At 59.5% G+C, this 22,740-nt stretch carries 17 protein-coding genes and 1 pseudogene; 11 read left to right on the top strand and 7 right to left on the bottom strand.

Translation table 11 applies throughout. The features are described from left to right. Positions 1-11 precede the first annotated feature (11 nt). The 3 genes from GXB78_RS14145 to GXB78_RS14135 are packed head-to-tail and all read left to right on the top strand — an operon-like array spanning position 12 to position 2,897. On the top strand, positions 12-938 hold the full coding sequence (locus tag GXB78_RS14145; RefSeq protein WP_016771721.1) for an ABC transporter permease subunit: 927 nt from the start codon (positions 12-14) through the stop codon (positions 936-938). A 10-nt stretch (positions 939-948) separates the two neighbouring features. Next, on the top strand, positions 949-1,917 hold the full coding sequence (locus GXB78_RS14140; protein ID WP_016771722.1) for an ABC transporter ATP-binding protein: 969 nt from the start codon (positions 949-951) through the stop codon (positions 1,915-1,917). Then, entirely contained in the window at positions 1,917-2,897 is a 981-nt protein-coding gene (locus GXB78_RS14135; RefSeq protein WP_329515818.1) for a peptide ABC transporter ATP-binding protein, read from the top strand. Before GXB78_RS14140 ends, GXB78_RS14135 begins: the two co-directional genes overlap by 1 nt. A gap of 218 nt (positions 2,898-3,115) precedes the next feature. Here the strand turns inward: GXB78_RS14135 and GXB78_RS14125 are convergent, their stop codons facing one another. Together GXB78_RS14125 and GXB78_RS14120 are read right to left on the bottom strand one after the other, a co-directional pair. Continuing rightward, entirely contained in the window at positions 3,116-3,376 is a 261-nt protein-coding gene (locus GXB78_RS14125) for a hypothetical protein (protein ID WP_329515817.1), read from the bottom strand. A 159-nt stretch (positions 3,377-3,535) separates the two neighbouring features. Beyond that, positions 3,536-4,717, bottom strand: coding sequence for an MFS transporter (locus tag GXB78_RS14120; RefSeq protein WP_329515816.1), 1,182 nt, complete (start codon positions 4,715-4,717; stop codon positions 3,536-3,538). A 737-nt stretch (positions 4,718-5,454) separates the two neighbouring features. Here GXB78_RS14120 and GXB78_RS14115 point away from each other — a divergent pair. Then, entirely contained in the window at positions 5,455-5,907 is a 453-nt protein-coding gene (locus GXB78_RS14115; RefSeq protein ID WP_329515815.1) for a hypothetical protein, read from the top strand. A 735-nt stretch (positions 5,908-6,642) separates the two neighbouring features. On the opposite strand, the pseudogene GXB78_RS28190 reads toward GXB78_RS14115, so the two are convergent. The 3 genes and pseudogenes from GXB78_RS28190 to GXB78_RS14100 form a co-directional block, all read right to left on the bottom strand. Beyond that, positions 6,643-6,762, bottom strand: a pseudogene (locus tag GXB78_RS28190) (hypothetical protein); the annotation flags it as partial. A 12-nt stretch (positions 6,763-6,774) separates the two neighbouring features. Further along, the gene (gene fic, locus GXB78_RS14105) at positions 6,775-7,899 is read right to left on the bottom strand and encodes a protein adenylyltransferase Fic (protein ID WP_071174372.1); all 1,125 of its coding nucleotides are present in this window, start codon (positions 7,897-7,899) and stop codon (positions 6,775-6,777) included. A gap of 326 nt (positions 7,900-8,225) precedes the next feature. After that, complete coding sequence (locus tag GXB78_RS14100; RefSeq protein ID WP_016771727.1) at positions 8,226-9,809, bottom strand: peptide chain release factor 3; 1,584 nt, start codon at positions 9,807-9,809, stop codon at positions 8,226-8,228. A 450-nt stretch (positions 9,810-10,259) separates the two neighbouring features. On the opposite strand from GXB78_RS14100, the gene GXB78_RS14095 reads away from it, so the two are divergent. The 5 genes from GXB78_RS14095 (at position 10,260) to GXB78_RS14075 (ending at position 15,500) form a co-directional block, all read left to right on the top strand. After that, positions 10,260-10,949: an ABC transporter permease gene (locus GXB78_RS14095; protein ID WP_177327464.1), complete on the top strand. Its 690-nt coding sequence runs from the start codon at positions 10,260-10,262 to the stop codon at positions 10,947-10,949. Between the two features lie 19 nt (positions 10,950-10,968). Continuing rightward, positions 10,969-11,862, top strand: coding sequence for a glycine betaine ABC transporter substrate-binding protein (locus GXB78_RS14090; RefSeq protein WP_329515813.1), 894 nt, complete (start codon positions 10,969-10,971; stop codon positions 11,860-11,862). Between the two features lie 13 nt (positions 11,863-11,875). Further along, positions 11,876-12,529, top strand: a complete 654-nt coding sequence (locus tag GXB78_RS14085) for an ABC transporter permease (protein ID WP_042608800.1) — start codon at positions 11,876-11,878, stop codon at positions 12,527-12,529. Continuing rightward, positions 12,526-13,683, top strand: coding sequence for an osmoprotectant ABC transporter ATP-binding protein OsmV (locus GXB78_RS14080; protein ID WP_281924808.1), 1,158 nt, complete (start codon positions 12,526-12,528; stop codon positions 13,681-13,683). Before GXB78_RS14085 ends, GXB78_RS14080 begins: the two co-directional genes overlap by 4 nt. A gap of 653 nt (positions 13,684-14,336) precedes the next feature. After that, the gene (locus GXB78_RS14075) at positions 14,337-15,500 is read left to right on the top strand and encodes a type III PLP-dependent enzyme (protein ID WP_073473833.1); all 1,164 of its coding nucleotides are present in this window, start codon (positions 14,337-14,339) and stop codon (positions 15,498-15,500) included. A gap of 270 nt (positions 15,501-15,770) precedes the next feature. Here the strand turns inward: GXB78_RS14075 and GXB78_RS14070 are convergent, their stop codons facing one another. Next, entirely contained in the window at positions 15,771-16,526 is a 756-nt protein-coding gene (locus GXB78_RS14070; protein ID WP_329515812.1) for a tetratricopeptide repeat protein, read from the bottom strand. Continuing rightward, positions 16,523-17,203, bottom strand: coding sequence for a Fe2+-dependent dioxygenase (locus tag GXB78_RS14065; protein ID WP_329515811.1), 681 nt, complete (start codon positions 17,201-17,203; stop codon positions 16,523-16,525). Before GXB78_RS14065 ends, GXB78_RS14070 begins: the two co-directional genes overlap by 4 nt. Before the next feature lie 207 nt (positions 17,204-17,410). Here GXB78_RS14065 and GXB78_RS14060 point away from each other — a divergent pair, with 207 nt between their 5' ends. Together GXB78_RS14060 and GXB78_RS14055 are read left to right on the top strand one after the other, a co-directional pair. Beyond that, positions 17,411-19,729: a TonB-dependent receptor gene (locus GXB78_RS14060; RefSeq protein ID WP_329515810.1), complete on the top strand. Its 2,319-nt coding sequence runs from the start codon at positions 17,411-17,413 to the stop codon at positions 19,727-19,729. 233 nt (positions 19,730-19,962) lie between these two features. Beyond that, positions 19,963-22,491, top strand: a complete 2,529-nt coding sequence (locus GXB78_RS14055) for a sulfite reductase flavoprotein subunit alpha (RefSeq protein ID WP_329515971.1) — start codon at positions 19,963-19,965, stop codon at positions 22,489-22,491. Positions 22,492-22,740 lie beyond the last annotated feature (249 nt).

Here is a 22,740-nt window from a genome sequence, read left to right as displayed (position 1 = left end):
GGTCAATACCCATGAGCACTCCAACTTCCTCAGTAGCCACCGCCACGTCCGCCGTGGATCAAAGCCTGCTGTACCCGTCACCGTACAAAGAATTCTGGCAAGCGTTCTCCAAGAACAAGGGCGCCGTTGCCGGCCTGCTGTTCATGCTGCTGATCATCTTCTGCGCGATCTTCGCGCCGTGGGTCGCGCCGCATAACCCGAGCGAGCAATACCGTGACTTCCTGCTGACGCCGCCGGCGTGGCTCGAAGGCGGGCAGATGCAGTTCCTGCTTGGCACCGACGAATTGGGCCGTGACCTGCTGTCGCGTCTGATCCAGGGCTCGCGCCTGTCGCTGCTGATCGGTTTGTCGTCGGTGGTGATGTCGCTGATTCCGGGGATCCTGCTGGGTCTGTTTGCCGGTTTCTTCCCGAAAGTGGTCGGCCCGACCATCATGCGTCTGATGGACATCATGCTGGCCCTGCCGTCGCTGCTGCTGGCCGTGGCGATCGTTGCCATCCTCGGCCCTGGCCTGATCAACACCGTGATCGCGATTGCCGTGGTTTCCCTGCCGTCCTACGTGCGTCTGACCCGTGCCGCCGTGATGGGCGAACTGAACCGCGACTACGTTACTGCCGCGCGCCTGGCCGGTGCCGGTCTGCCGCGTCTGATGTTCATCACCGTGCTGCCCAACTGCATGGCGCCGCTGATCGTGCAGGCGACCCTGAGCTTTTCTTCGGCGATTCTCGATGCCGCCGCACTGGGCTTCCTCGGCCTCGGCGTACAACCGCCAACCCCTGAGTGGGGCACCATGCTGGCTTCGGCCCGCGATTACATCGAACGCGCCTGGTGGGTGGTGAGCCTGCCGGGTCTGACCATTTTGCTCAGCGTGCTGGCAATCAACTTGATGGGCGACGGCCTGCGCGATGCGCTGGACCCGAAACTCAAGAACGCCGCCTGAGGAGATTCAAATGTCACTGCTAGAAATCAAGAATCTCAACGTCCGCTTCGGCGACAAGACCGCCACGCCGGTGGTCGACGGCCTCGACCTGAAAGTCGACAAAGGCGAAGTACTGGCCATCGTTGGCGAGTCGGGTTCGGGTAAATCCGTGACCATGATGGCGCTGATGGGCCTGATCGAGCATCCCGGCATCGTCACCGCCGACTCGCTCAGCTTCGACGGCAAGGACATGCTCAAACTGAGCAATCGTCAGCGTCGGCAGATCGTCGGCAAAGACCTGTCGATGGTTTTCCAGGACCCGATGACCGCGCTGAACCCGAGCTACACCGTCGGTTTCCAGATCGAAGAAGTGCTGCGCCTGCACCTGAAAATGTCCGGCAAGCAAGCGCGCAAGCGTGCCATCGAACTGCTGGAAAAAGTCGAAATCCCGGGCGCCGCCAGCCGCATGGACGCCTACCCGCATCAACTGTCTGGCGGTATGAGCCAGCGTGTCGCGATCGCCATGGCGATTGCCGGCGAGCCGAAATTGCTGATCGCCGACGAACCGACCACGGCCCTCGACGTGACGATTCAGGCGCAGATCATGGACCTGCTACTGGCGTTGCAAAAAGAACAGAACATGGGTCTGGTGCTGATCACCCACGACCTCGCCGTCGTTGCCGAAACCGCTCAGCGCGTCTGCGTGATGTACGCCGGCCAGGCCGTTGAAGTCGGCCAGGTGCCGCAACTGTTCGACATTCCGGCGCACCCGTACAGCGAAGCATTGCTCAAGGCGATTCCCGAGCACAGCCTTGGCGCCTCGCGTCTGTCGACCCTGCCGGGCATCGTCCCGGGCCGCTACGACCGTCCGCAGGGTTGCCTGCTGTCGCCGCGCTGCCCGTACGTGCAGGACAACTGCCGCACCCAGCGTCCGGGCCTCGATCCGAAAGCCAACAGCCTCGCCCGTTGCTTCTACCCGCTGAACCAGGAGGTGGCGTAATGGCCGTCGTACTTACCGCCCGCGACCTGACCCGTCACTATGAAGTCTCCCGTGGCCTGTTCAAGGGCCACGCCACCGTGCGCGCGCTCAACGGCGTGTCGTTCGAACTGGAAGCCGGCAAGACCCTCGCCGTGGTCGGTGAATCGGGCTGCGGCAAATCCACCCTTGCCCGCGCGCTGACGCTGATTGAAGAGCCGTCGTCGGGCTCGCTGCAGATCGCCGGCCAGGAAGTCGCCGGCGCCGACAAGGCCGAGCGCAAGCAACTGCGCAAAGACGTGCAGATGGTCTTTCAGAGCCCATATGCATCGTTGAACCCACGGCAGAAAATCGGTGATCAACTGGCCGAACCGCTGTTGATCAACACCAAGCTGTCGGCCACAGAGCGTCGCGAGAAAGTCCAGGCGATGATGAAGCAGGTCGGCTTGCGTCCCGAGCATTACCAGCGCTATCCGCACATGTTCTCCGGCGGTCAGCGCCAGCGTATCGCCCTCGCCCGGGCCATGATGCTGCAACCGAAAGTGCTGGTGGCGGACGAACCGACCTCCGCACTCGACGTGTCGATTCAGGCGCAGGTGCTCAACCTGTTCATGGATCTGCAGCAGGAGTTCAACACCGCCTACGTGTTCATCTCGCACAACCTCGCGGTGGTGCAGCACGTGGCCGATGATGTGATGGTGATGTACCTCGGCCGCCCGGTGGAACTGGGTCCGAAAAACGACATCTACGAACGCCCCCTGCACCCGTACACCCAGGCGCTGCTGTCGGCGACCCCAACCATTCACCCGGACCCGCACAAGCCGAAAATCAAGATCGTCGGCGAACTGCCCAACCCGCTCAACCCGCCTTCAGGCTGCGCTTTCCACAAGCGCTGCCCGTACGCGACCGAGCGTTGCAGCACGGAAGAGCCGTTGTTGCGTGAACTGGATAATCGCCAGGTGGCCTGCCACTACGCCGAGCAGTTCCTCGACGGCGCGGCGTAAGCCACTCCGGAGGCCAACACAAAACCCCATGTGGGAGCGAGCCTGCTCGCGAAGGCGTCATCTCAGTCAACATCATCGGTGACTGATAAACCGCTTTCGCGAGCAGGCTCGCTCCCACAGGGAGTTCGTGTTGATTCAAGAATTCATGCGATAACAAAACCCTTCTACCTCGATTGCGCATCAATCGAGGCCGAAGGGGTTTTTATTTGGTCGACTATCTACGTCTGGCTATCGCCCTCTTCGTCTTCATCGGTATCCGGCTCGTCAGTGGTCGAGTCGTCATCGTTGTCGGCGCCACCCTGTCCCAGATCACCCGGCTCCGACTCGGACTTGGCAATCATCAGCCCGCTATGCCCAACCTGGCCGTTGAAGGCCTGCGAATCGTGATCCTCGCACTCGGCCCAGGCCGTTGCGGTGCCGAGGGACAGCATCACCATCACTTTCAACAACATCAATATCCGTAGCAATCTGCTTTTCATGGCCGACTCCATCCTGTTGCGCTAAGACATGCTTGCCGGACTGGCTCCGTGTGAAATCTAGTCTCAATCCGCCCGGCTCACCAGTTAGGACGCGGCAGCTAGCGGAGAAATGCCATCGGCGGACAGATTGCTTTCGAATAATGGCAATAACCGAAACAGCTAAGCGTGGCGCGTGGCCTGCCAAGTCAGTGGAATTGAGATCAGCACCAGCAGTGCGCTCATCAGCCACACGCTGTGCCCGCCAAAATGACCATAGAGGTGACCGCTGAGTACCGGCGACAACAGCGCGCTGGCGCTCCAGCTCATGAAGAACAGCCCGAAGTACTGACCGCTCTTGCCGCTCTGGGCAAACTGCATCGCCAGTACATTCAATGGCGGCATGAACAGCGCCTCGCCCAGCGTCCAGATCAGCGTCGACAGACAGACAAAAGCCAACCCGGAACCGAACGGCAACATGCCCAATCCGCAGGCCAACAGCACACTGCCGACGAGCATTTGCCAGCGCGCGCCCCAGCGTTCTACCGAGTGCGACAGCGGAATCTGCAGCGCGATCACCAACAGCGCATTGAGCCCGAACTGCCAACCGATCGCTTCGGTGCTCAGGTGGTAGTAATCACGCAGATAATTGCCCAGCGTGCTGTAGACCGTGTCGAATGCAATGCCGAGCACGGCCGTCGCCGCCAGCAGCCAGAGGAACGGCTTGTCGAGATACGGCAGGCTTGAGCCATCATCGGACTCATCCTCAAGCACCAGCACCGGCCGCCGCCACGTCGTGCGCACGAACCACAGCAACGCCAGCATCGTCATCGCTGCACTGGCAAAAAACACCCAACGAAAATCCGCCTGCGCCAACACCCCACCGGCCACCCCGGCGGCGGCCATGCCCAGATTACGCGCCACCCGACTCAGAGCCTGCGCACGGGAACGTTGCGCGACTTCGCAATACTCCATGATCAGCCGCTGATGCAACGTCCGAATCGCGCCGTCGATGACACCGCTGAGCAACAACAAAGCGGCCAGCCACGGCACCTGCGTCACCAGCCCCAACAGCATCAGCACCCACACCGAGACGAAAAACAACGCCGCCGTCAGCCGCGCCGTGCGCACATGATCACTGAGCCAGCCCCCGAGCATCGAACCGACCAACAACCCCGCGCCATAGGCCGACAGCAACCAGCCGACGGTTTCAATCGCCAGCCCCAATTCCTGACGCAGGTACAGCGCCATGAACAACTTGACCATGGCGCTGAGGCGGTTGATGAACAACAGAGCCGCGAGGATCCAGGCCATGGGGGTGAAATAGCCGTTGGGGTGCAACAGATGAGTCAGTCCTTTGAGCATGTAACGTCCGCTGTGGGCGAGGGTTCGCTGAACAGTAGACGGGTTGGATTGGAATGTCGTGGGGGGGTGAGGTAGGCGAAGTAAAAGCAGAGTATGGCTACGACGCTGAAGGAAAATGCCTTACAGAGAAATCGCTGCGCCCGGATTTCAAGTTCATTGTTCACGCGGCGCTAAAGATCAAAAGCCCCTCACCCTAACCCTCTCCCGAAGGGAGAGGGGACTGACCGCGTTGTTTTCGGGCAAGGTACGCCGACCTGAAATACCGAGCCGAACTCAGGATTTGAACAGCCCATCAATCGGCTCCCTCTCTCTCTCGGGAGAGCGCTGGGCGGGCGGCGTTCCGATGAGGGGCAAACCCACCGCAAAACTAAAGGCAGGCGCATACGCTTCCACCACCAAACCCAAGCCTAGCGCACACGTTCGACATCTCGTTGGATGGAGTGGATTCGGTAGTAGAGGGCCGGCAATAAAAACACCTTCGCGAGCAGGCTCGCTTCCAAAAAGCAAAATCAAAAGAAGGAATCGCCGCAAGGGCGAAACCGGCAGGCAACGGATATCCACTCAATCCAAAAAGCTGGGGCGGCCCGAACTTTGTACTGCTCAGAGCGAACTCCATTTCACATCACGTATGTGCTGAAACGTTTAACTGTCAACATTGACAGTAGGCAGCAGTTAACAACGGGCGTAGATTTTTTCTTATAAATTACCTATACCGAGAGCAAAGACAGGAGAGAAAAATGGCAAATCCAGCCCTTTCAAAAAGTTTTTCCGCTAAAAAAAACTCAGCCCCCGCTCAGGAGGCCTTCTACGTTCACGTAGCCACAAGCAATAAATACCTTGCGTTTTCAGGAGTTTTTGCGACGAAAGAAATACATGTTATTACTTTCGATATAAACGATGCCGAGTCCATAAAACCTGGAAAAACTTACGAATTGAAAAATTATACCCCCAACGTAGAGTTCGGCGTTTGGTATACAGAGTCAGACACTGAAAAGCCGTGGAACGTCAACTCAGGCACAATTGACATCATAAACTTCGAATTAACCAAACAAATCATCACTGCTGATTTTAGATTTTCCGTTACATCGACAACAGGAACTACAGTTTCAATCGAGGGCAAGACTGATATCAATGGATTTGTTGGGGCCTCTTCTGATTTAGCAGATAAATATAAACTCGGGAAAAAATAAGCAGTAACAGAAAGGCGAAGCCCTAAGCCTTCGTCTTTTGTTCAACATCAAGTTTTATTAATGATCCTCACACGTCGCGCGGAGTATCACACCCGGCAGCGCTCTTCTATCAACGCCGTTTTTCCAAAGCCTTGCTGGGAACTCCGCTTTTTTTGGCTTTGACAACACGTTTCGATCTCCGTTGACGGCCACATGTGCGAACGTCGTGTCTTCAAAAATGGGTTTCAAGCGACGTATAGCTCTCACTCAGCAAACTCTCCCACAATGGATGGCGTGCATTCGGTAGTAGATGGGCCGGCAATAAAGACGCCTTCGCGAGCAGGCTCGCTCCCACAAAAAAGCAAAGCAGCGCAGCTGCCCGCGGCAAAGCCGCCCCACTCAACAATGAGCGCAAGCTCGAGTGCTTTTGATCTTGCTGTTGATCCACCGGCGACGTCGGAAGGCTGAGTGGAGGGATTGATCCGGGCGTGGGAGCGCAGCGACCGTCTGGCGCAGCCAGACACAGCGGAAGGAGGTGCAGCGAAGCAAACCGGAGCCGCTGCGCCCGGATCAGTCCCGGAGCGAAGGGACCCGAGCCTGCGAGGGCCGAACGCAGGAGCAAGCCTTTTGGGTTACCTTTTTGCTGGGCCGGCACTCCGGCGTCTGAAAAAGGTGACTCGCCGTAAGGGCGAAACCGCCAGCCGCAACACCCGCAGAAACGGATATACACCCGGCAAAAAAAAGCCCCCAAGTCTTCACATCGAACTGCAGCACACCGACGGCGCCAAGAATGATGTCGTTGCTGCGCTCCGGGAAGAACCCCTGCGTCGCGCCCTCTTCCGCCAATTGTTGCAGACCCTGACGCAACTGCCTGGAGACGCAACGATGTTATAAGGCATAGGCCCTGAAGTCGTTGCTGTCGCGAATCAGTAATTGCATCAGCCTGGGATGGATGAACAGCTTTTCCTTACCGACCTGCACTTCTTGCAGAACGCCAATGGCGACCAGCTCTTTGAGGTAGCGGGAGGCAGCTTGACGCTGGGCAATCTGTTTATCAACGACGTTGCTGATGCGGCAGTAGGGTTGCTCGAAAATGACGTCCACCAGCTCGCGGGAATATGTTTTTGGGAGTTGCTCTCGAACAAACTGGGTGGTGTGCTCGGACAGGCTGCGGATGGCGGCGATTTTGGCGCTGGTCCAGCGGGCGGTTTCCTCCACAGCGCTGAGCATGTAAAGCAGCCAGGGTTCCCATGCTTGCTCGCGAGTGACATCGAGCAGCAATCGATAGTACTCGGCGCGGTGCGCGATGATGTAACGGCTGAGGTAAAGGATCGGCAGGTTCAGCAAACCTTCTTGAATGAGGTACAGAGTATTGAGCACTCGTCCGGTACGGCCGTTGCCATCGGTAAACGGGTGAATCGCCTCGAACTGGTAATGCCCGACGGCCATACGCACCAGTGGATCCAGATCCGTCTCGTTGTGCAGGAAGCGCTCCCAATTAGCGAGTAGATCACGCAGGTGATCCTCACCTTCGGGAGGTGTGTAGATGATCTCGCCTGTACGGTCGTTGGCTAACTGAGTACCGGGAACACGGCGTATGTCCATATCCACACCTTTGAGAGTGCGACAAATCTCGACTGCCGTACCAGTGGAAAGTGGGCGTTCGGCCAAAGACTGGTAGCCATGATGGAGAGCCTTGCGATAGCGCAGAGCTTCTTTGGTAGCGGGGTCGGCGTGATTTTCGCCATCATGGGCGTGCTGAAAGAGCAAATCCGTGGTGGTGACTATGCTTTCGATTTCGGAGCTGTCCTTCGCTTCCAGCAATGGGATGGTGTTGATCAACACCGTTTGGTTCGGAATGAGCTCGGCTGCCTGCTTCAACTCCGCAAGCGCTGTGCGGGCCTCGATGCAGCGCTTGAGCACTGCTCGAGTCTCCAGCTCTGCTTTGGGTGGTAAGGTCGGAAGCTGGTTATACGGCTTGTCCGCCGTCCAAGGAAGTGCGTGTATGGTCATGGATGAAGGGCCTGATCCTTGGGATAAACATTTAAGGTAAGGACACCTGTATGCGCCCCCTTATGGCGTCAGTGTAAACATGTGCGCCCTACGTGTCGCTTTTTTGAGATTTTGACGACACGTCACGATCTCATGTCGCTGACGACGACATGTGCGCATGTCGTGTCTTCAAAATGGATTTCAAGCGACGTATTGTTCTCCAACCCAGCGCACTTTTTGAAGAAAGAGCCTGGTCGGCCCAAAGGCCGCCAAGACCAAAACCGGCAGCCCATAAAAAAGCCCCCAAGGCCTACACCCCAGGGGCTTTCATAAAACCAACTCAACTCTTAATGATGCTCCCGCGTCGCGCGGAATTTCACATCCGGCCAGCGCTCTTCCATCAACGCCAGATTCACCCGCGTCGGCGCCAGATAGGTCAGATGACCACCGCCATCCAGCGCCAGGTTTTCCACCGCCTTGTTGGAAAACTCCTCAAGCTTCTTCTTGTCATCGCACTCGATCCAGCGCGCCGAATACACAGTAATCGGCTCATACGAACACTCGACCTTGTATTCCTCTTTCAAGCGGCTGGCGACCACATCGAACTGCAGCACACCCACGGCGCCAAGAATGATGTCGTTGCTGCGCTCGGGGAAGAACACCTGCGTTGCGCCCTCTTCCGCCAACTGCTGCAGGCCCTGACGCAACTGCTTGGACTTCAGCGGATCACGCAGACGCACTCGACGGAACAGTTCCGGGGCGAAGTGCGGAATACCGGTGAAACCGAGGACTTCGCCTTCGCTGAAGGTGTCGCCGATCTGGATGGTGCCATGGTTGTGCAGACCGATAATGTCGCCGGCGTAAGCCTCTTCCAGCTGTTCACGCTCAGAGGAGAAGAACGTCAGGGCGTCGCCGATGCGCACGTCCTTGCCGGTACGCACATGACGCATCTTCATGCCTTTTTCGTACTTGCCGGAGCAGATACGCATGAAGGCGATGCGGTCGCGGTGTTTCGGGTCCATGTTCGCCTGGATCTTGAAGATGAAGCCCGAGAACTTCTCTTCCACCGGCTCGACCGTGCGCTCGTTGGCGACACGGGCCAGCGGGCGCGGCGCCCAATCGACGACAGCATCGAGCACGTGGTCGACACCGAAGTTGCCCAGTGCAGTACCGAAGAACACAGGGGTCAGTTGACCGTCGAGGAATTCCTGCTGGTTGAATTCGTGGCAGGCGCCCTGCACCAGTTCCAGCTGTTCGATGAAGCGCTCGTACTCATCGCCCAGGTGCGCGCGCGCCTCGTCGGAGTCGAGTTTCTCGATGATCTTGGTTTCGGTGCGTTCGTGACCGTGACCAGCGGTGTAGACAATGATGTAGTCGTCGGCCAGGTGGTACACGCCCTTGAAGTCGCGATAGCAGCCGATCGGCCAGGTGATCGGCGCCGCCTTGATCTTCAGGACGGCTTCGATTTCGTCGAGCAGTTCGATCGGGTCGCGGATGTCGCGGTCGAGTTTGTTGATGAAGCTGACGATCGGCGTGTCACGCAGACGGCAAACGTCCATCAGCGCAATGGTCCGCGGCTCTACACCCTTACCGCCATCGAGCACCATCAACGCCGAGTCCACCGCCGTCAGGGTGCGGTAGGTGTCTTCGGAGAAGTCTTCGTGGCCCGGGGTGTCGAGCAGGTTGATCATGTGTTCGCGATAGGGGAACTGCATGACCGACGTGGTAATGGAAATACCCCGCTGCTTCTCCATCTCCATCCAGTCGGATGTCGCATGGCGATCGGATTTACGGGATTTCACCGTACCGGCCACTGCAATCGCCTTGCCCATCAACAGGAGCTTTTCGGTGATCGTGGTTTTACCGGCATCGGGGTGGGAAATAATGGCGAAAGTGCGGCGTTTCGCGACTTCGGCGGCCTGTTGGGTCATGGGAAATCGCCTGGCGGTGATTCAAAAAAGGGCGGCGAGTATAGCTTAAAAAGTGATCGCCGAACCACCGTCCCTCGGCCGCGCGAAACCCCGCAGGAGCTGCCGCAGGCGGCGATCTTTTGATCGTGTTTTTTACCAACAAAGCCAAAAGATCGCAGCCTTCGGCAGCTCCTACAGGTGGCCAGATGGCATCTTATGTGGGAACCTTTTAAAGCTCGGAGACGTCCATCCCCTGTTACGAATTTTCGTCAGGGGCTGAAAAATCAGCAAGTTAGCCTGACGAGGCTGCGCTCATGGCTCGCTTTCAGACCGCTTTTTGCCGGTGCTGAGGGAGCTGCTTCTCGCGAACGTTTATTCCCGGCAGCCATGTATGGCATGCCACACGGGAGAGCGTTCGCCGACTACAAAAAAAGGAGTCCGCCTGTGGCTATCCGCTATGGCAAAGGGCTGATGGGAGGTGCGGTGGTGATCGCGCTCCTGGCCCTGCTGGTCCACTGGATCGGCATCAACACGATCGAACACTACCGCGACGATTTGTTGTTTTACCTGCAAGCTCATCTGATTCTCGTCCTCGCTTCCATGCTGGCCGCCCTTGTCGTGGGCATCCCCGCCGGTATCTTCCTCAGCCGCCCGACCATGGTCGGCCGCGCCGAACGCTTCATGCAGATCTTCAATATCGGCAATACCGTGCCACCGCTGGCCGTGCTCGCGATTGCGCTGGGCATCCTCGGCATCGGCAGCGGGCCGGCGATCTTCGCGCTGTTCCTCGCTTCCTTGTTGCCGATCGTGCGCAACACCTACGAAGGCCTGAAAAATGTGCAGGGCTCACTGAAAGAAGCCGCCGTCGGCATCGGCATGACTCCGCGCCAGGTGCTGTGGAAAGTCGAATTGCCCAACGCCGTGCCGATCATCATCGGTGGTGTGCGTGTTGCATTGGCCATCAACGTCGGCACCGCGCCGCTGGCCTTCTTGATCGGCGCCAACAGCCTCGGCAGCCTGATCTTCCCCGGCATCGCCCTGAACAATCAGCCGCAACTGCTGCTCGGCGCCGCGTGCACCGCGCTGCTGGCGCTGCTGCTCGATGGCGTGGTCACCCTCGCCAGCCGTCTCTGGCTGGAACGCGGTTTGCGCCCGTCCTAAGGCTTTGCAAGGAATACTCATGAAACGATTTAGCTTGATCTTAGGCTGCGTCCTGCTGTTCGCAGGATTGGCGCAAGCCGCTGAAAAACCGCTCATCCGCCTCGGCGCCCGGGTCTTCACCGAGCAGACCCTGCTCGCCGAAATCACCGCGCAATACCTGCGCAGCAAAGGCTACGACGCGCAGATCACCGGCGGTCTGGGCAGTAACCTCGCCCGTAGCGCCCACGAAAGCGGGCAACTGGACCTGCTCTGGGAATACACCGGCGTGTCGCTGGTGGCCTACAACCACGTCACGGAAAAACTCGACAGCGCGCAGTCCTACGCCCGGGTCAAAGAACTCGACGCGAAAAAAGGCCTGATCTGGCTGACGCCGTCGAAATTCAGCAACACCTACGCCCTCGCCCTGCCGAAGAAAGTGGCCGAGGAATATCCGCAGATCAACAACATCAGCCAGCTCAACGAAGTGCTGCGCGCCGAAGCCAAGACCAATCATCTGGTGGCGCTGGACACCGAGTTCGCCAACCGCTCCGACGGTCTCGACGGCATGGTCAAGCTCTACGGCATGAACCTGACCCGCAAGAACATCCGCCAGATGGACGCCGGCCTGGTCTACACCGCGCTGCGCAACGGTCAGGTGTTTGCCGGTCTGGTCTACACCACCGACGGTCGTCTCAATGCCTTCGGCCTGAAGTTGCTGGAAGACGACAAGCATTACTTCCCCGACTACACCGCAGCTCCCGTAGTACGTCAGGCCACGCTGGACGCCAACCCGAAACTGGCCGAACAGCTCAAGCCGTTGGCCGAACTGTTCGACGACGAAACCATGCGCCAGCTCAACGCGCGGGTCGATGTCGATCATGAAAGCCCATCGTCCGTTGCCGCCGATTTCCTGCGCCAGCATCCACTGAATTAAGAGAGGAGAAGTCATGGAATTTCTGAACGCCTTTTCCCATCTCGACTGGCAGCAGGTGATGCACCTGACCTGGCAGCACATCACCCTGGTCGGCATCGCCGTGACCCTGGCGATTGTCATCGGCGTGCCGTTGGGCATTCTGATGACACGTTTCCCGAGCCTCGCCGGCCCGTTGCAGGCCAGCGCCACGGTGCTGCTGACCGTGCCGTCGATTGCCCTGTTCGGCCTGCTGCTGCCGTTCTACTCCAAGTTCGGCCAAGGCCTGGGGCCGCTGCCGGCGATCACCGCCGTGTTCCTCTATTCGTTGCTGCCGATCATGCGCAACACCTACCTCGCCCTCACCGGTGTCGAGCCGGGCATCCGCGAAGCCGCGCGCGGCATCGGCATGACCTTCGGCCAGCGCCTGCGCATGGTTGAACTGCCGATCGCGGTGCCGGTGATCCTCGCTGGCGTGCGTACCGCCGTGGTGATGAATATCGGCGTGATGACCATCGCCGCGACCATCGGCGCCGGCGGCCTCGGTGTGTTGATCCTCGCCTCCATCAGCCGCAGTGACATGTCGATGCTTATCGTCGGCGCGCTGCTGGTCAGTCTTCTGGCGATTTTCGCCGATCTCGTTTTGCAGTGGCTGCAACGCTCGCTGACTCCAAAAGGACTCCTCAAATGATCGAACTTCAAAACCTCAGCAAGACCTTCCAAAGCAACGGCAAAGATGTCAAAGCCGTGGACTCGGTAAGCCTGACCGTCAATGAAGGCGAGATCTGCGTGTTCCTCGGGCCATCGGGTTGCGGCAAAAGCACCACGCTGAAGATGATCAACCGCCTGATCAAACCGACCTCGGGCAAGATTCTCATCAACGGCGAGGACACTACCGATCTCGACGAAGTGACCCTGCGCCGCAATATCGGCTACGTGATTCAGCAGATCGGTCTGTTCCCGAACATGACCATCGAAGAGAACATCGTCGTCGTGCCGAAACTGCTCGGCTGGGACAAACAGAAATGCCACGACCGCGCCCGCGAACTGATGAGCATGATCAAGCTTGAGCCCAAGCAGTATCTGCATCGTTATCCGCGGGAATTGTCCGGTGGCCAGCAACAGCGTATCGGTGTGATCCGCGCATTGGCGGCAGATGCTCCTTTATTGCTGATGGACGAACCGTTCGGCGCGGTCGACCCGATCAACCGCGAGATGATCCAGAACGAATTCTTCGAGATGCAGCGCGCGCTGAACAAGACCGTGATCATGGTCAGCCACGACATCGACGAAGCGATCAAGCTGGGCGACAAGATCGCCATTTTCCGCGCCGGCAAGCTGCTGCAGATCGACCATCCCGACACGCTGCTCGCGCATCCAGCGGATGACTTCGTCAGCAACTTCGTCGGTCAGGACAGCACGCTCAAGCGCCTGCTGTTGGTGAAAGCCGAAGACGCGGCGGACAACGCACCCTCGGTGAGCCCGGAAACGCCAGTGGCCGACGCGTTGGAATTGATGGACGAGCACGACCGTCGCTACGTGGTGGTCACCTGTTCAGAGAACAAGGCACTGGGTTACGTGCGCCGTCGCGACCTGCATCGGCAGACCGGCACCTGTGCGCAATTCCTGCGTGAGTTCAACGCCACGGCGGCGTACGACGAGCACCTGCGCATCCTGCTGTCGCGCATGTATGAATTCAACCGCGCCTGGCTGCCGGTGATGGATGCCGAACGAGTGTTCCTCGGCGAGGTGACGCAGGAATCGATCGCGGCTTATCTGAGTTCGGGTCGCTCGCGCGGGATGAAGACCAACATCGTCTCGCCGGCTGAGACCGTGGTCGCGTAAACCATCTGCGCTGGTTGAAACCCGATCCCTGTGGGAGCGAGCCTGCTCGCGAAGCGCAATATCAGTCGACGCTGATGGCGGCTGTGAAAATGCCTTCGCGAGCAGGCTCGCTCCCACAGGATCTGCGTGATTTTGTTGATCTTCGCAGGGTGACAAAGAATCTCAACAGCCTCTCCTGCAATAGCATCGTCAATTCAGCTTCTTCGAGGTCCAAATCCTCCTTCAAAAGTCTCTCTCGCCGCCAACGTCGCCGAAGTTGCTGCTATCACACTTATCTGCGATCTAGCTGACAAAAGCCACGAACGTGCAGATATGTTTAACACTCGAAAATTCGTCGGGAACATCTCCCCGTCATCTCGGTCGGGTACAAGGAGTGATGAACGCGTCGCACGTCAGAAGCGTGCAAAAACGCGACATTTTTAGTTGATCTCACGCCCCTCACGCCCTAAAGTTCGCGCCGAACGTCCATGCTGGAAACGATCCATCCGGCTCAAGTACTGACGACGAGACAGCAAGGCCAAGGGATAGCGGCACATCTCTGGGCCTTTTTGCTTTCGGCGACATGCCTTGGGAAGTAGGCGAACCAAAGTGGGGATACGGAGGGCGTTCATGCACCCATTGATTAACTTAGTTTGCCAGCAGGAGTTCCCAGCATGTCGATCCAGGTCGAAGACTATTTCGCGCGCGCTACATTCGACAAAATGAAGGCGTTCGCCGACAAACAGGAAACCCCGTTCGTGGTGATCGACACCGCGATGATCGCCCAGGCCTACGATGACCTGCGCGCCGGTTTCGAATTCGCCAAGGTCTACTACGCGGTCAAGGCCAACCCGGCCGTCGAGATCATCGACCTGCTCAAAGACAAGGGTTCGAGCTTCGACATCGCCTCGATCTACGAGCTGGACAAAGTGATGGATCGCGGCGTCAGCCCGGACCGTATCAGCTACGGCAACACCATCAAGAAATCCAAGGACATCCGCTACTTCTACGACAAGGGCGTGCGCCTGTTCTCCACCGACTCCGAAGCCGACCTGCGCAACATAGCCAAGGCTGCACCGGGTTCGAAAGTCTATGTGCGCATCCTGACCGAAGGCTCGACCACCGCTGACTGGCCGCTGTCGCGCAAATTCGGTTGCCAGACCGACATGGCCATGGACCTGCTGATCCTCGCCCGCGATCTGGGCCTGGTGCCTTACGGCATCTCGTTCCACGTCGGCTCGCAGCAGCGCGACATCAGCGTCTGGGACGCAGCAATCGCCAAGGTCAAAGTGATCTTCGAGCGTCTGAAAGAAGAAGACGGCATCCACCTCAAGCTGATCAATATGGGCGGCGGCTTCCCGGCCAACTACATCACCCGCACCAACAGCCTGGAAACCTACGCCGAAGAAATCATCCGTTTCCTGAAAGAAGACTTCGGTGATGACCTGCCGGAAATCATCCTTGAGCCGGGACGTTCGCTGATCGCCAACGCCGGCATCCTGGTCAGCGAAGTGGTGCTGGTTGCGCGCAAATCGCGCACTGCTGTCGAGCGCTGGGTGTACACCGATGTGGGCAAGTTCTCCGGCCTGATCGAAACCATGGACGAAGCAATCAAGTTCCCGATCTGGACCGAGAAGAAAGGCGAGATGGAAGAAGTCGTCATCGCCGGCCCGACCTGCGACAGCGCCGACATCATGTACGAGAACTACAAGTACGGTCTGCCGCTGAACCTGGCAATTGGTGATCGTCTGTACTGGTTGTCGACCGGCGCGTACACCACCAGCTATAGCGCGGTTGAATTCAATGGGTTTCCGCCGTTGAAGTCGTTTTACGTGTAAGGAGCAGCTGCGAGTTTTGAGCTGCAAGCTGCAAGAGAAAAGCCCATGACGTGTCATGGGCTTTTTTGTGTCTGTGCGTTCGGCTTGAAGTTGTTGCGAGCTTGAGACCGAGGCCCCTCACCCCAGCCCTCTCCCGAGGGAGAGGGAGCCGATGTGCATGCTTTTCAAAATTGAGTTCGACTGGATATTTCAGGTCGATGTATAGCGCAGGAACGACGCGGTCAGTCCCCTCTCCCCCTGGGAGAGGGCTAGGGTGAGGGCTTTGCGGTTTCAGCCGCGCTGCAACTCTGCGTATCGAAGTGCGAACTGAGCAGCCATCCCCTGAATTCTGGGATCTGTCGCACCTGACAGCGTCTGACTCGCCACCCGCAAGAAATTCAGATTACCGCCGGCCAAGGCTTTCTCAAGCCAGTCGACCGCCTCATCAATCCGTCCTTCACCCGCCAGCACCGCCGCATAACTGAATTGCCCACGAAAATCCCCACCCTCAGCCGAGCGCCGATACCACTCGCGCGCCGCCAGCGGATCCGCCGAACACACCTGCCCTTCCTCCAGATACCGCCCAAGCAGATTCATCGATTTCGCATGGCCCAACTCAGCCGCGCGCCGATACAGCGCCAAGGCCTGCTGATGATCGACCGCGACACCACGCCCGGTCGCCAGCAGATTGGCGAGGTTGTACATCGCCCAATCCAGATCGGCTTCTGCGGCGATCCGATAATGCTGCGCCGCAATCGACGGATTCGCAGCACAACCCCAACCATGCTCCTGACAACGCCCGAGCATGTTGCGCGCCATCAGGTGCCCGCGACCGGCGGCGATGGCGAACCAGCGCAGCGCCAGCGCTTGATCCTGCGCGATGCCCTGGCCGTCGAGCAGGATCTGCCCGAGCAGCGCCTGCGCTTCAACCTCGCCCTCGCCCGCTGCCAGTAAAATCGCCTGCGCCGCTCGAGCCGGGCTTTCTTCGAGCATCGCCGCCAAGCCGGCGGCGTCGAGGACTTCCTCGCGGCGTAGCAGGAAACTCATACCTCGACCCAACGCCGCAGCAGGTTGTGATAAGTGCCGGTGAGGCGGATCAGCGAGGGGTGATCGGGGACGTCACGAGTGAGCTGCTGAATCGCCCCGTCCATTTCGAACAGCAACGCGCGCTGGCTGTCTTCGCGCACCAGACTTTGCGTCCAGAAGAACGACGCATAACGCGCGCCGCGAGTGACCGCATTGACCTTGTGCAAACTAGTGCCCGGATACAACACCATGTCGCCGGCCGGCAGCTTCACTTGCTGGGTGCCATAGGTGTCCTGAATCTCCAGCTCGCCGCCGTCGTAATCTTCCGGCTCGCTGAAAAACAGCGTCGCCGACAGATCGGTACGCACCCGCTCGATGCTGCCCTTGGGCTGGCGTACGGCATTGTCGATATGGAAATCGAAACTGCCGCCGGCGGTGTAACAGTTCACCAACGGCGGGAAGACTTTGTGCGGCAATGCGGCGGACATGAACAGCGGATTTTTCCACAGCCGCTCAAGCATCGCCGCGCCGATCTCCTTGGCCAGCGGGTGGCCTTCGGGCAATTGCAGATTGTGCTTGGCCTTGGCCGACTGGAAGCCTGCGGTGACCTTGCCATCGGCCCAGTCCGCCTGCTCCAGGGCCTGGCGAATGCGCTGCACTTCGTCTTTTGCGAACAGCCCGGGAATGTGCAGCAGCATGGCAATGTCACCTGATGGCAAGAAGGCGGCAATGGTATTGATTCTTATTGACCGTGTAAAACCCGCAAGACGAATGAACGAACAGAAACCGTAAGGGCAAATTGTAAAGAATGTAAATTCAATGCGAATAACAATGTTTCGCAATTGATACGAATACCTGTTTACCCTATATTCCGCCGCCTCAAATCCTTGGGGAGGGGAATAAAAATGGCACGTCAACACGCACAATTACCGGTCAGTTCACCACGTCTGCTCGCCTCGGCAATCGGTGTCGCGATCACCGCCGGCTCCGCAGGCCAAATGGTCTTCGCAGCGGAAAAGACCGACAGCAAAGCTTCCGGCAATGCCATTGCCCTGGACGCCACCGCCATCACCGGCGAAGCCCAGGACGCGACCTCCTACCAGGTCGAAAAAGCCTCCTCGCCCAAGTACACCGCACCGCTGGTCGACACCCCGCGCTCGGTCACCGTGATTCCGCAACAAGTGCTCAAGGACACCGGCGCGCTGAACATGCAGGACGCGCTGCGCACAGTGCCGGGCATCACCTTCGGCGCCGGTGAAGGCGGCAACCCGCAGGGCGACCGTCCGTTCATTCGCGGCTTCGACGCCCAGGGCGACACTTACCTGGACGGCGTGCGCGACACCGGTTCGCAGAGCCGCGAGATCTTCGCCGTGGAAAACATCGAAGTCAGCAAAGGCCCGAACTCGGCGATTGGCGGCCGCGGCGCCGCCGGCGGCAGCATCAATCTGGTGAGCAAGAAAGCGCACCTGGGCAACTCGTTCGACGGCGGCTTCACCTACGGCTCCGACCAGACCCAACGCTACACCCTCGATGGCAACTACCAGTTCAGCGACAGCGCTGCCGGCCGTCTCAACCTGATGAGCCATGAGAGCAACGTCGCCGGTCGCGACAAGGTCGATTACGACCGTTGGGGCATCGCGCCGTCCCTGGCCTTTGGCCTGGGCACCGATACCCGCGTCAACCTCGACTACTACCACCTGGAAAGCAACGACACCCCGGACTCGGGCATCCCGTACACCATTCCAACCGGCGGTTCGGCCGCGCGCACCAAGTCCAATCCGGACAAGCCGTACGCCGGTGGCGATCACGACAATTTCTATGGTCTGGATCGCGACTTCCGCAAGGGCCGCACCGACACCGCGACCTTCGCCATCGAGCACGACCTGAATGATGCGCTGACCATCAAGAACACCCTGCGCCACGGCACCAGCATGCAGGATTACATCCTCACCCAGCCGGACGACAGCAAGGGCAACGTCAACAATGGCAGCGTCTGGCGCCGGGCCAACACGCGGGTGAGCAACACCGAAACCACCACCAACCAGACCGACCTGTTCGGCACCTTCTACGTGGCCGGCTTCAAGAACAGCTTCTCCACCGGTGTCGAATACACCCGCGAGCAGAGCGAGAAATCCTCGTACAACGTCAACACCGACACCACGCCGCGCACGCCCGGCAACTCCAGCACCAACTGCAACCCGGGCCTGATCGGCGCCGCCAGCGGTTACAACTGCACCTCGCTGTCGAACCCGAACCCGAACGATCCATGGAACGGCGCGATCTCGCGCAACTACGCCGGCACCGACACCCAGGCCGACACCTACGCACTGTACGTTTTCGACACGCTGGAATTGTCCGAGCAATGGCTGGTGAACATGGGCCTGCGTTACGACCACTTCGACACCGACTACAAAACCTACAACGCCGCAGGCACCACCACCTCCAAGGGCGATGACACCAGCGAGTTCGTCACCGGCCAGTTCGGCGTGGTCTACAAACCGGCGGAAAACGGCAGCATCTACGCCTCCTATGCGACCTCGGCGACACCGCCGGGCAACACCTTGGGCGAAGGTCAGGAAGGTAACCCGCTGGGCGGCACGCCGGATCGCAGCGGCAACCTGCTGAGCAGCGACATGGAGCCGGAAACCACCAAGAACTACGAGATCGGCACCAAGTGGGATCTGCTCAATGATCGCCTGTCGCTGACCGCCGACATCTTCCGCACCGAGAAGGAAAACGCTCGTGTGCAGGTCGATACCAGTTCCTACGAGAACGCCGGCAAGACCCGGGTACAAGGTTTCGAACTGTCGGCCAGCGGCAGGATCACCGACAAATGGCAGGTGTTCGCTGGTTACGCCTTCATGGACAGCGAACAGGTCGACGGCGGCCCGCTGGGTCGCGCCAACGACGGCAACGAACTGCCGAACACGCCGAAAAACAGCGCCAGCCTGTGGACCACGTATCAAGTCACGCCGAAGCTGACCATCGGTGGTGGCGCATTCTACGTCGACGACGTCTACGGCAGTGTGGCCAACACGACAATGGTCGATTCCTATGTGCGTTACGACGCGATGGCGGCCTACAAGCTGACCAAGAATGTCGACCTGCAACTCAACGTGCAGAACCTCACCGACGAAACCTATTACGACAAAGCCTTCTCGACTCACTTCGCCAATCAGGCGGCGGGACGTACGGCGCTGTTGAGTACCAACTTCCACTTCTGACGATTTGGAACCTGTGGGAGCGAGCCTGCTCGCGAAGGCAATCTTTCAGCAACATCGATGCTGACTGACACACCGCTTTCGCGAGCAGGCTCGCTCCCACAGAGAATGTGCCGCGAGGCTCGGCCCCGTTCATTCAGTTGAACGGGGCTTTTGTGTGTTACGCAAAACGCTTCTTGATAACCCACGGCATAATGCCCGCCGTGATGACAATTTCCGAATGGACGGCGAGTGACGTGTTGAAGAAAACCCTGTTCCAGTTGCACTGGTTTTTTGGCATCACCGCGGGGCTGGTGCTGGCCCTGATGGGCATCACCGGCGCGGCCTATTCGTTTCAGGACGAGATCCTGCGCGCGCTCAATCCGTCCGTTCTGCAGGTGGAAAAGCAGGTCGCCGGCGTGTTGCCGCCAGTTGAATTGGTGGAGCGCATCGAAGCCGCGTCCGGCAAGAAAGTCGCGATGCTCTGGGTCGAGACCGACAGCGGTCACGCCGCACGGGTGTTCTTCACCCCGCCCAAGGGCGAACGGCGTGGCGAGATGCGCTACTTCGATCCGTACACCGCCGAATTCAAGGGCGACGCCACTGGCCAGGATTTCTTCGGCCTGATGCTGCAACTGCACCGCTTCCTCGCCATGGGTGACACCGGGCGCAACATCACCGGCGCCTGCACCTTGATGCTGTTGTTCTTCTGTCTCTCTGGTCTGTATTTGCGCTGGCCGCGTCAGTGGAACAGCTGGCGCGTGTGGCTGACGCTGGACTGGAAAAAGAAAGGGCGCGCGTTCAATTGGGATCTGCACTCGGTGGCGGGCACCTGGTGTTTGCTGGTGTATCTGCTGCTGGCCTTGACCGGGTTGTCCTGGTCGTACGAGTGGTACAACAAAGGCCTGACCCGACTGCTTTCCGACGCGCCGCAAAACGAGCGCGTGCGCGGTGGTCGCGGCCCGGCGCCGGAAGGTCCGGCGCCGACAGCCGACTACGCGGCAATGTGGAGCAGCATCTACAGCGCCGCCGGCCCGGGCCTGGCCGCGTACAACATCCGCATGCCAGCAGTGGCCGGCCAGCCGGCGACGGTGTTCTACCTGCTCGACAGCTCGCCTCATGATCGTGCGCTGAACCAGATCACCCTCGACCCGGCCACCGGCGTGGTCAAACGCGTTGACCGCTATGCCGACAAAAGCTTCAAGGCACAATTGCTGACCAGCATTTACGCACTGCACGTCGGCAGCTATTTCGGCCTCGTCGGGCGCATCATCGTGACGATTGCGGCGGTGTGCATGCCGCTGTTTTTCATCACCGGCTGGCTGCTGTATCTGGATCGTGGACGCAAGAAAAAGCAGATCAAGGATGCCCGCCAAGGCCTGGCGCAACCGTCCGCCGATGCTTCGGCATGGCTGATCGGCTTCGCCAGCCAGAGCGGTTTCGCCGAGCAACTGGCGTGGCAGACCGCCGGGCAATTGCAGGCCGCCGGACTACCGGTCAACGTGCAGTCGCTGGCCAATCTCAGCGAACAGGATCTGCGCAATTCCAACAACGCCTTGTTCGTGGTCAGCACCTTCGGCGACGGCGAAGCGCCGGACAGCGCCCGTGGTTTCGAACGCAAAGTGCTGGCCAAGGCCTCGACACTCGACAGCCTCAACTACGCCGTGCTCGGCCTCGGCGATCGGCAGTACGCGCACTTCTGCGGCTTCGCCAAACGCTTGCATCAATGGCTCGGCGAACACGGCGGTAAGACCTTGTTCGCGCCAGTGGAAGTCGACAGCGGCGATCCCTACGCGCTGCGCCACTGGCAAACGCAACTCGGCCAGCTGACCGGGCAAGCGCCGACGGAGACCTGGCAAGCGCCAAGCTACGACAACTGGACGCTGGTCCGCCGCGAACTGATGAACCCCGACAGCAGCGGCGCGCCGGTCTATCTGCTCGGCCTCAAAGCCCCGGACACGCGCAGCTGGCTGGCCGGTGACCTGGTCGAAGTGCTGCCACGCAATTGCCCGTGGGCCATCGAACATTTCCTCGACGGCCTCGGCATCCGTGGCGAAACCCCGGTGAAGGTCAACGGCATCGACGAGCCGCTGGAAGTGGCGCTCGCCTCACGCCAACTGCCCGAACACCGCGCGCATCTGGTCGGCCTGCATGCGCAATCGCTGGTCGATGCAATGGTGCCGCTGGCGATGCGCGAATACTCCATCGCCTCGATCGCCGCCGACGGCATGCTCGAGCTGATCGTGCGTCAGGAACAGCACAGCGACGGCAGCCTCGGCATCGGCTCCGGCTGGCTCACCGAGCATGCGCCGGTTGGCGGCAGCATCAGCCTGCGGGTGCGGCGCAATAGTGGTTTCCATCTGCCGAACGAGCCGGTGCCGATGATCCTCCTGGGCAACGGCACCGGCCTCGCTGGCCTGCGCAGCCTGCTCAAGGCACGCATTGCCGACGGCCAGCAACGGCAGTGGCTGCTGTTCGGCGAGCGCAACCGCGAGCACGACTTCCTCTGCCGCGCCGAGCTGGAAGAGTGGCTGGTCAATGGTGATCTGGCGAGATTGGATCTGGCGTTTTCCCGCGACCAGGTCGAGAAGATTTATGTGCAGGATCGCTTGCGTGAGTCGGCTGATGAGCTGAAAAAGTGGCTGGCGGAGGGGGCGGTGATTTATGTCTGTGGCAGCCTTCAAGGGATGGCTTCGGGAGTGGATCAGGTGCTCAATGATGTTCTCGGCGCTGCTGAAGTTGAACGGCTGATCGAGCTGGGACGGTATCGCCGGGATGTTTACTAACGCCGGCGAGAAGCCCTCACCCTAGCCCTCTCCCGGAGGGAGAGGGGACTGATTGGGGGATGCTGGGGATCGACGCCGACCTGAACGTCCTTCACTGAATCCAAAGCCATAATCGCCTCGGTCTTCCAAGTCGATGCACGACGCAAGACACCTCGGTCAGCTCCCTCTCCCTCCGGGAGAGGGCTGGGCGGGCGGCGTTCCGATGAGGGAAATGGGCTACGGTTAAATCTCCAGTCAACTTCACAAGGA

The sequence above is a fragment of the Pseudomonas moraviensis subsp. stanleyae genome, from assembly GCF_036283065.1.
In the GTDB taxonomy this organism is placed as follows: Bacteria; Pseudomonadota; Gammaproteobacteria; order Pseudomonadales; family Pseudomonadaceae; genus Aquipseudomonas; species Aquipseudomonas stanleyae.
This window is presented reverse-complemented; position numbering and strand designations above follow the sequence as displayed.

What these genes read in the sequence shown, in the direction of transcription:
- GXB78_RS14090 (WP_329515813.1), top strand. Translation starts at nt 10,969, where the DNA reads ATGAAACGATTTAGCTTGATCTTAGGCTGCGTCCTGCTGTTCGCAGGA.
- GXB78_RS14135 (WP_329515818.1), top strand. Translation starts at nt 1,917, where the DNA reads ATGGCCGTCGTACTTACCGCCCGCGACCTGACCCGTCACTATGAAGTC.
- GXB78_RS14095 (WP_177327464.1), top strand. Translation starts at nt 10,260, where the DNA reads ATGGGAGGTGCGGTGGTGATCGCGCTCCTGGCCCTGCTGGTCCACTGG.
- GXB78_RS14120 (WP_329515816.1), bottom strand. Translation starts at nt 4,717, where the DNA reads ATGCTCAAAGGACTGACTCATCTGTTGCACCCCAACGGCTATTTCACC.
- GXB78_RS14145 (WP_016771721.1), top strand. Translation starts at nt 12, where the DNA reads ATGAGCACTCCAACTTCCTCAGTAGCCACCGCCACGTCCGCCGTGGAT.
- GXB78_RS14140 (WP_016771722.1), top strand. Translation starts at nt 949, where the DNA reads ATGTCACTGCTAGAAATCAAGAATCTCAACGTCCGCTTCGGCGACAAG.
- GXB78_RS14060 (WP_329515810.1), top strand. Translation starts at nt 17,411, where the DNA reads ATGGCACGTCAACACGCACAATTACCGGTCAGTTCACCACGTCTGCTC.
- GXB78_RS14100 (WP_016771727.1), bottom strand. Translation starts at nt 9,809, where the DNA reads ATGACCCAACAGGCCGCCGAAGTCGCGAAACGCCGCACTTTCGCCATT.
- GXB78_RS14085 (WP_042608800.1), top strand. Translation starts at nt 11,876, where the DNA reads ATGGAATTTCTGAACGCCTTTTCCCATCTCGACTGGCAGCAGGTGATG.
- GXB78_RS14115 (WP_329515815.1), top strand. Translation starts at nt 5,455, where the DNA reads ATGGCAAATCCAGCCCTTTCAAAAAGTTTTTCCGCTAAAAAAAACTCA.
- GXB78_RS14070 (WP_329515812.1), bottom strand. Translation starts at nt 16,526, where the DNA reads ATGAGTTTCCTGCTACGCCGCGAGGAAGTCCTCGACGCCGCCGGCTTG.
- GXB78_RS14080 (WP_281924808.1), top strand. Translation starts at nt 12,526, where the DNA reads ATGATCGAACTTCAAAACCTCAGCAAGACCTTCCAAAGCAACGGCAAA.
- fic (WP_071174372.1), bottom strand. Translation starts at nt 7,899, where the DNA reads ATGACCATACACGCACTTCCTTGGACGGCGGACAAGCCGTATAACCAG.
- GXB78_RS14065 (WP_329515811.1), bottom strand. Translation starts at nt 17,203, where the DNA reads ATGCTGCTGCACATTCCCGGGCTGTTCGCAAAAGACGAAGTGCAGCGC.
- GXB78_RS14125 (WP_329515817.1), bottom strand. Translation starts at nt 3,376, where the DNA reads ATGAAAAGCAGATTGCTACGGATATTGATGTTGTTGAAAGTGATGGTG.
- GXB78_RS14075 (WP_073473833.1), top strand. Translation starts at nt 14,337, where the DNA reads ATGTCGATCCAGGTCGAAGACTATTTCGCGCGCGCTACATTCGACAAA.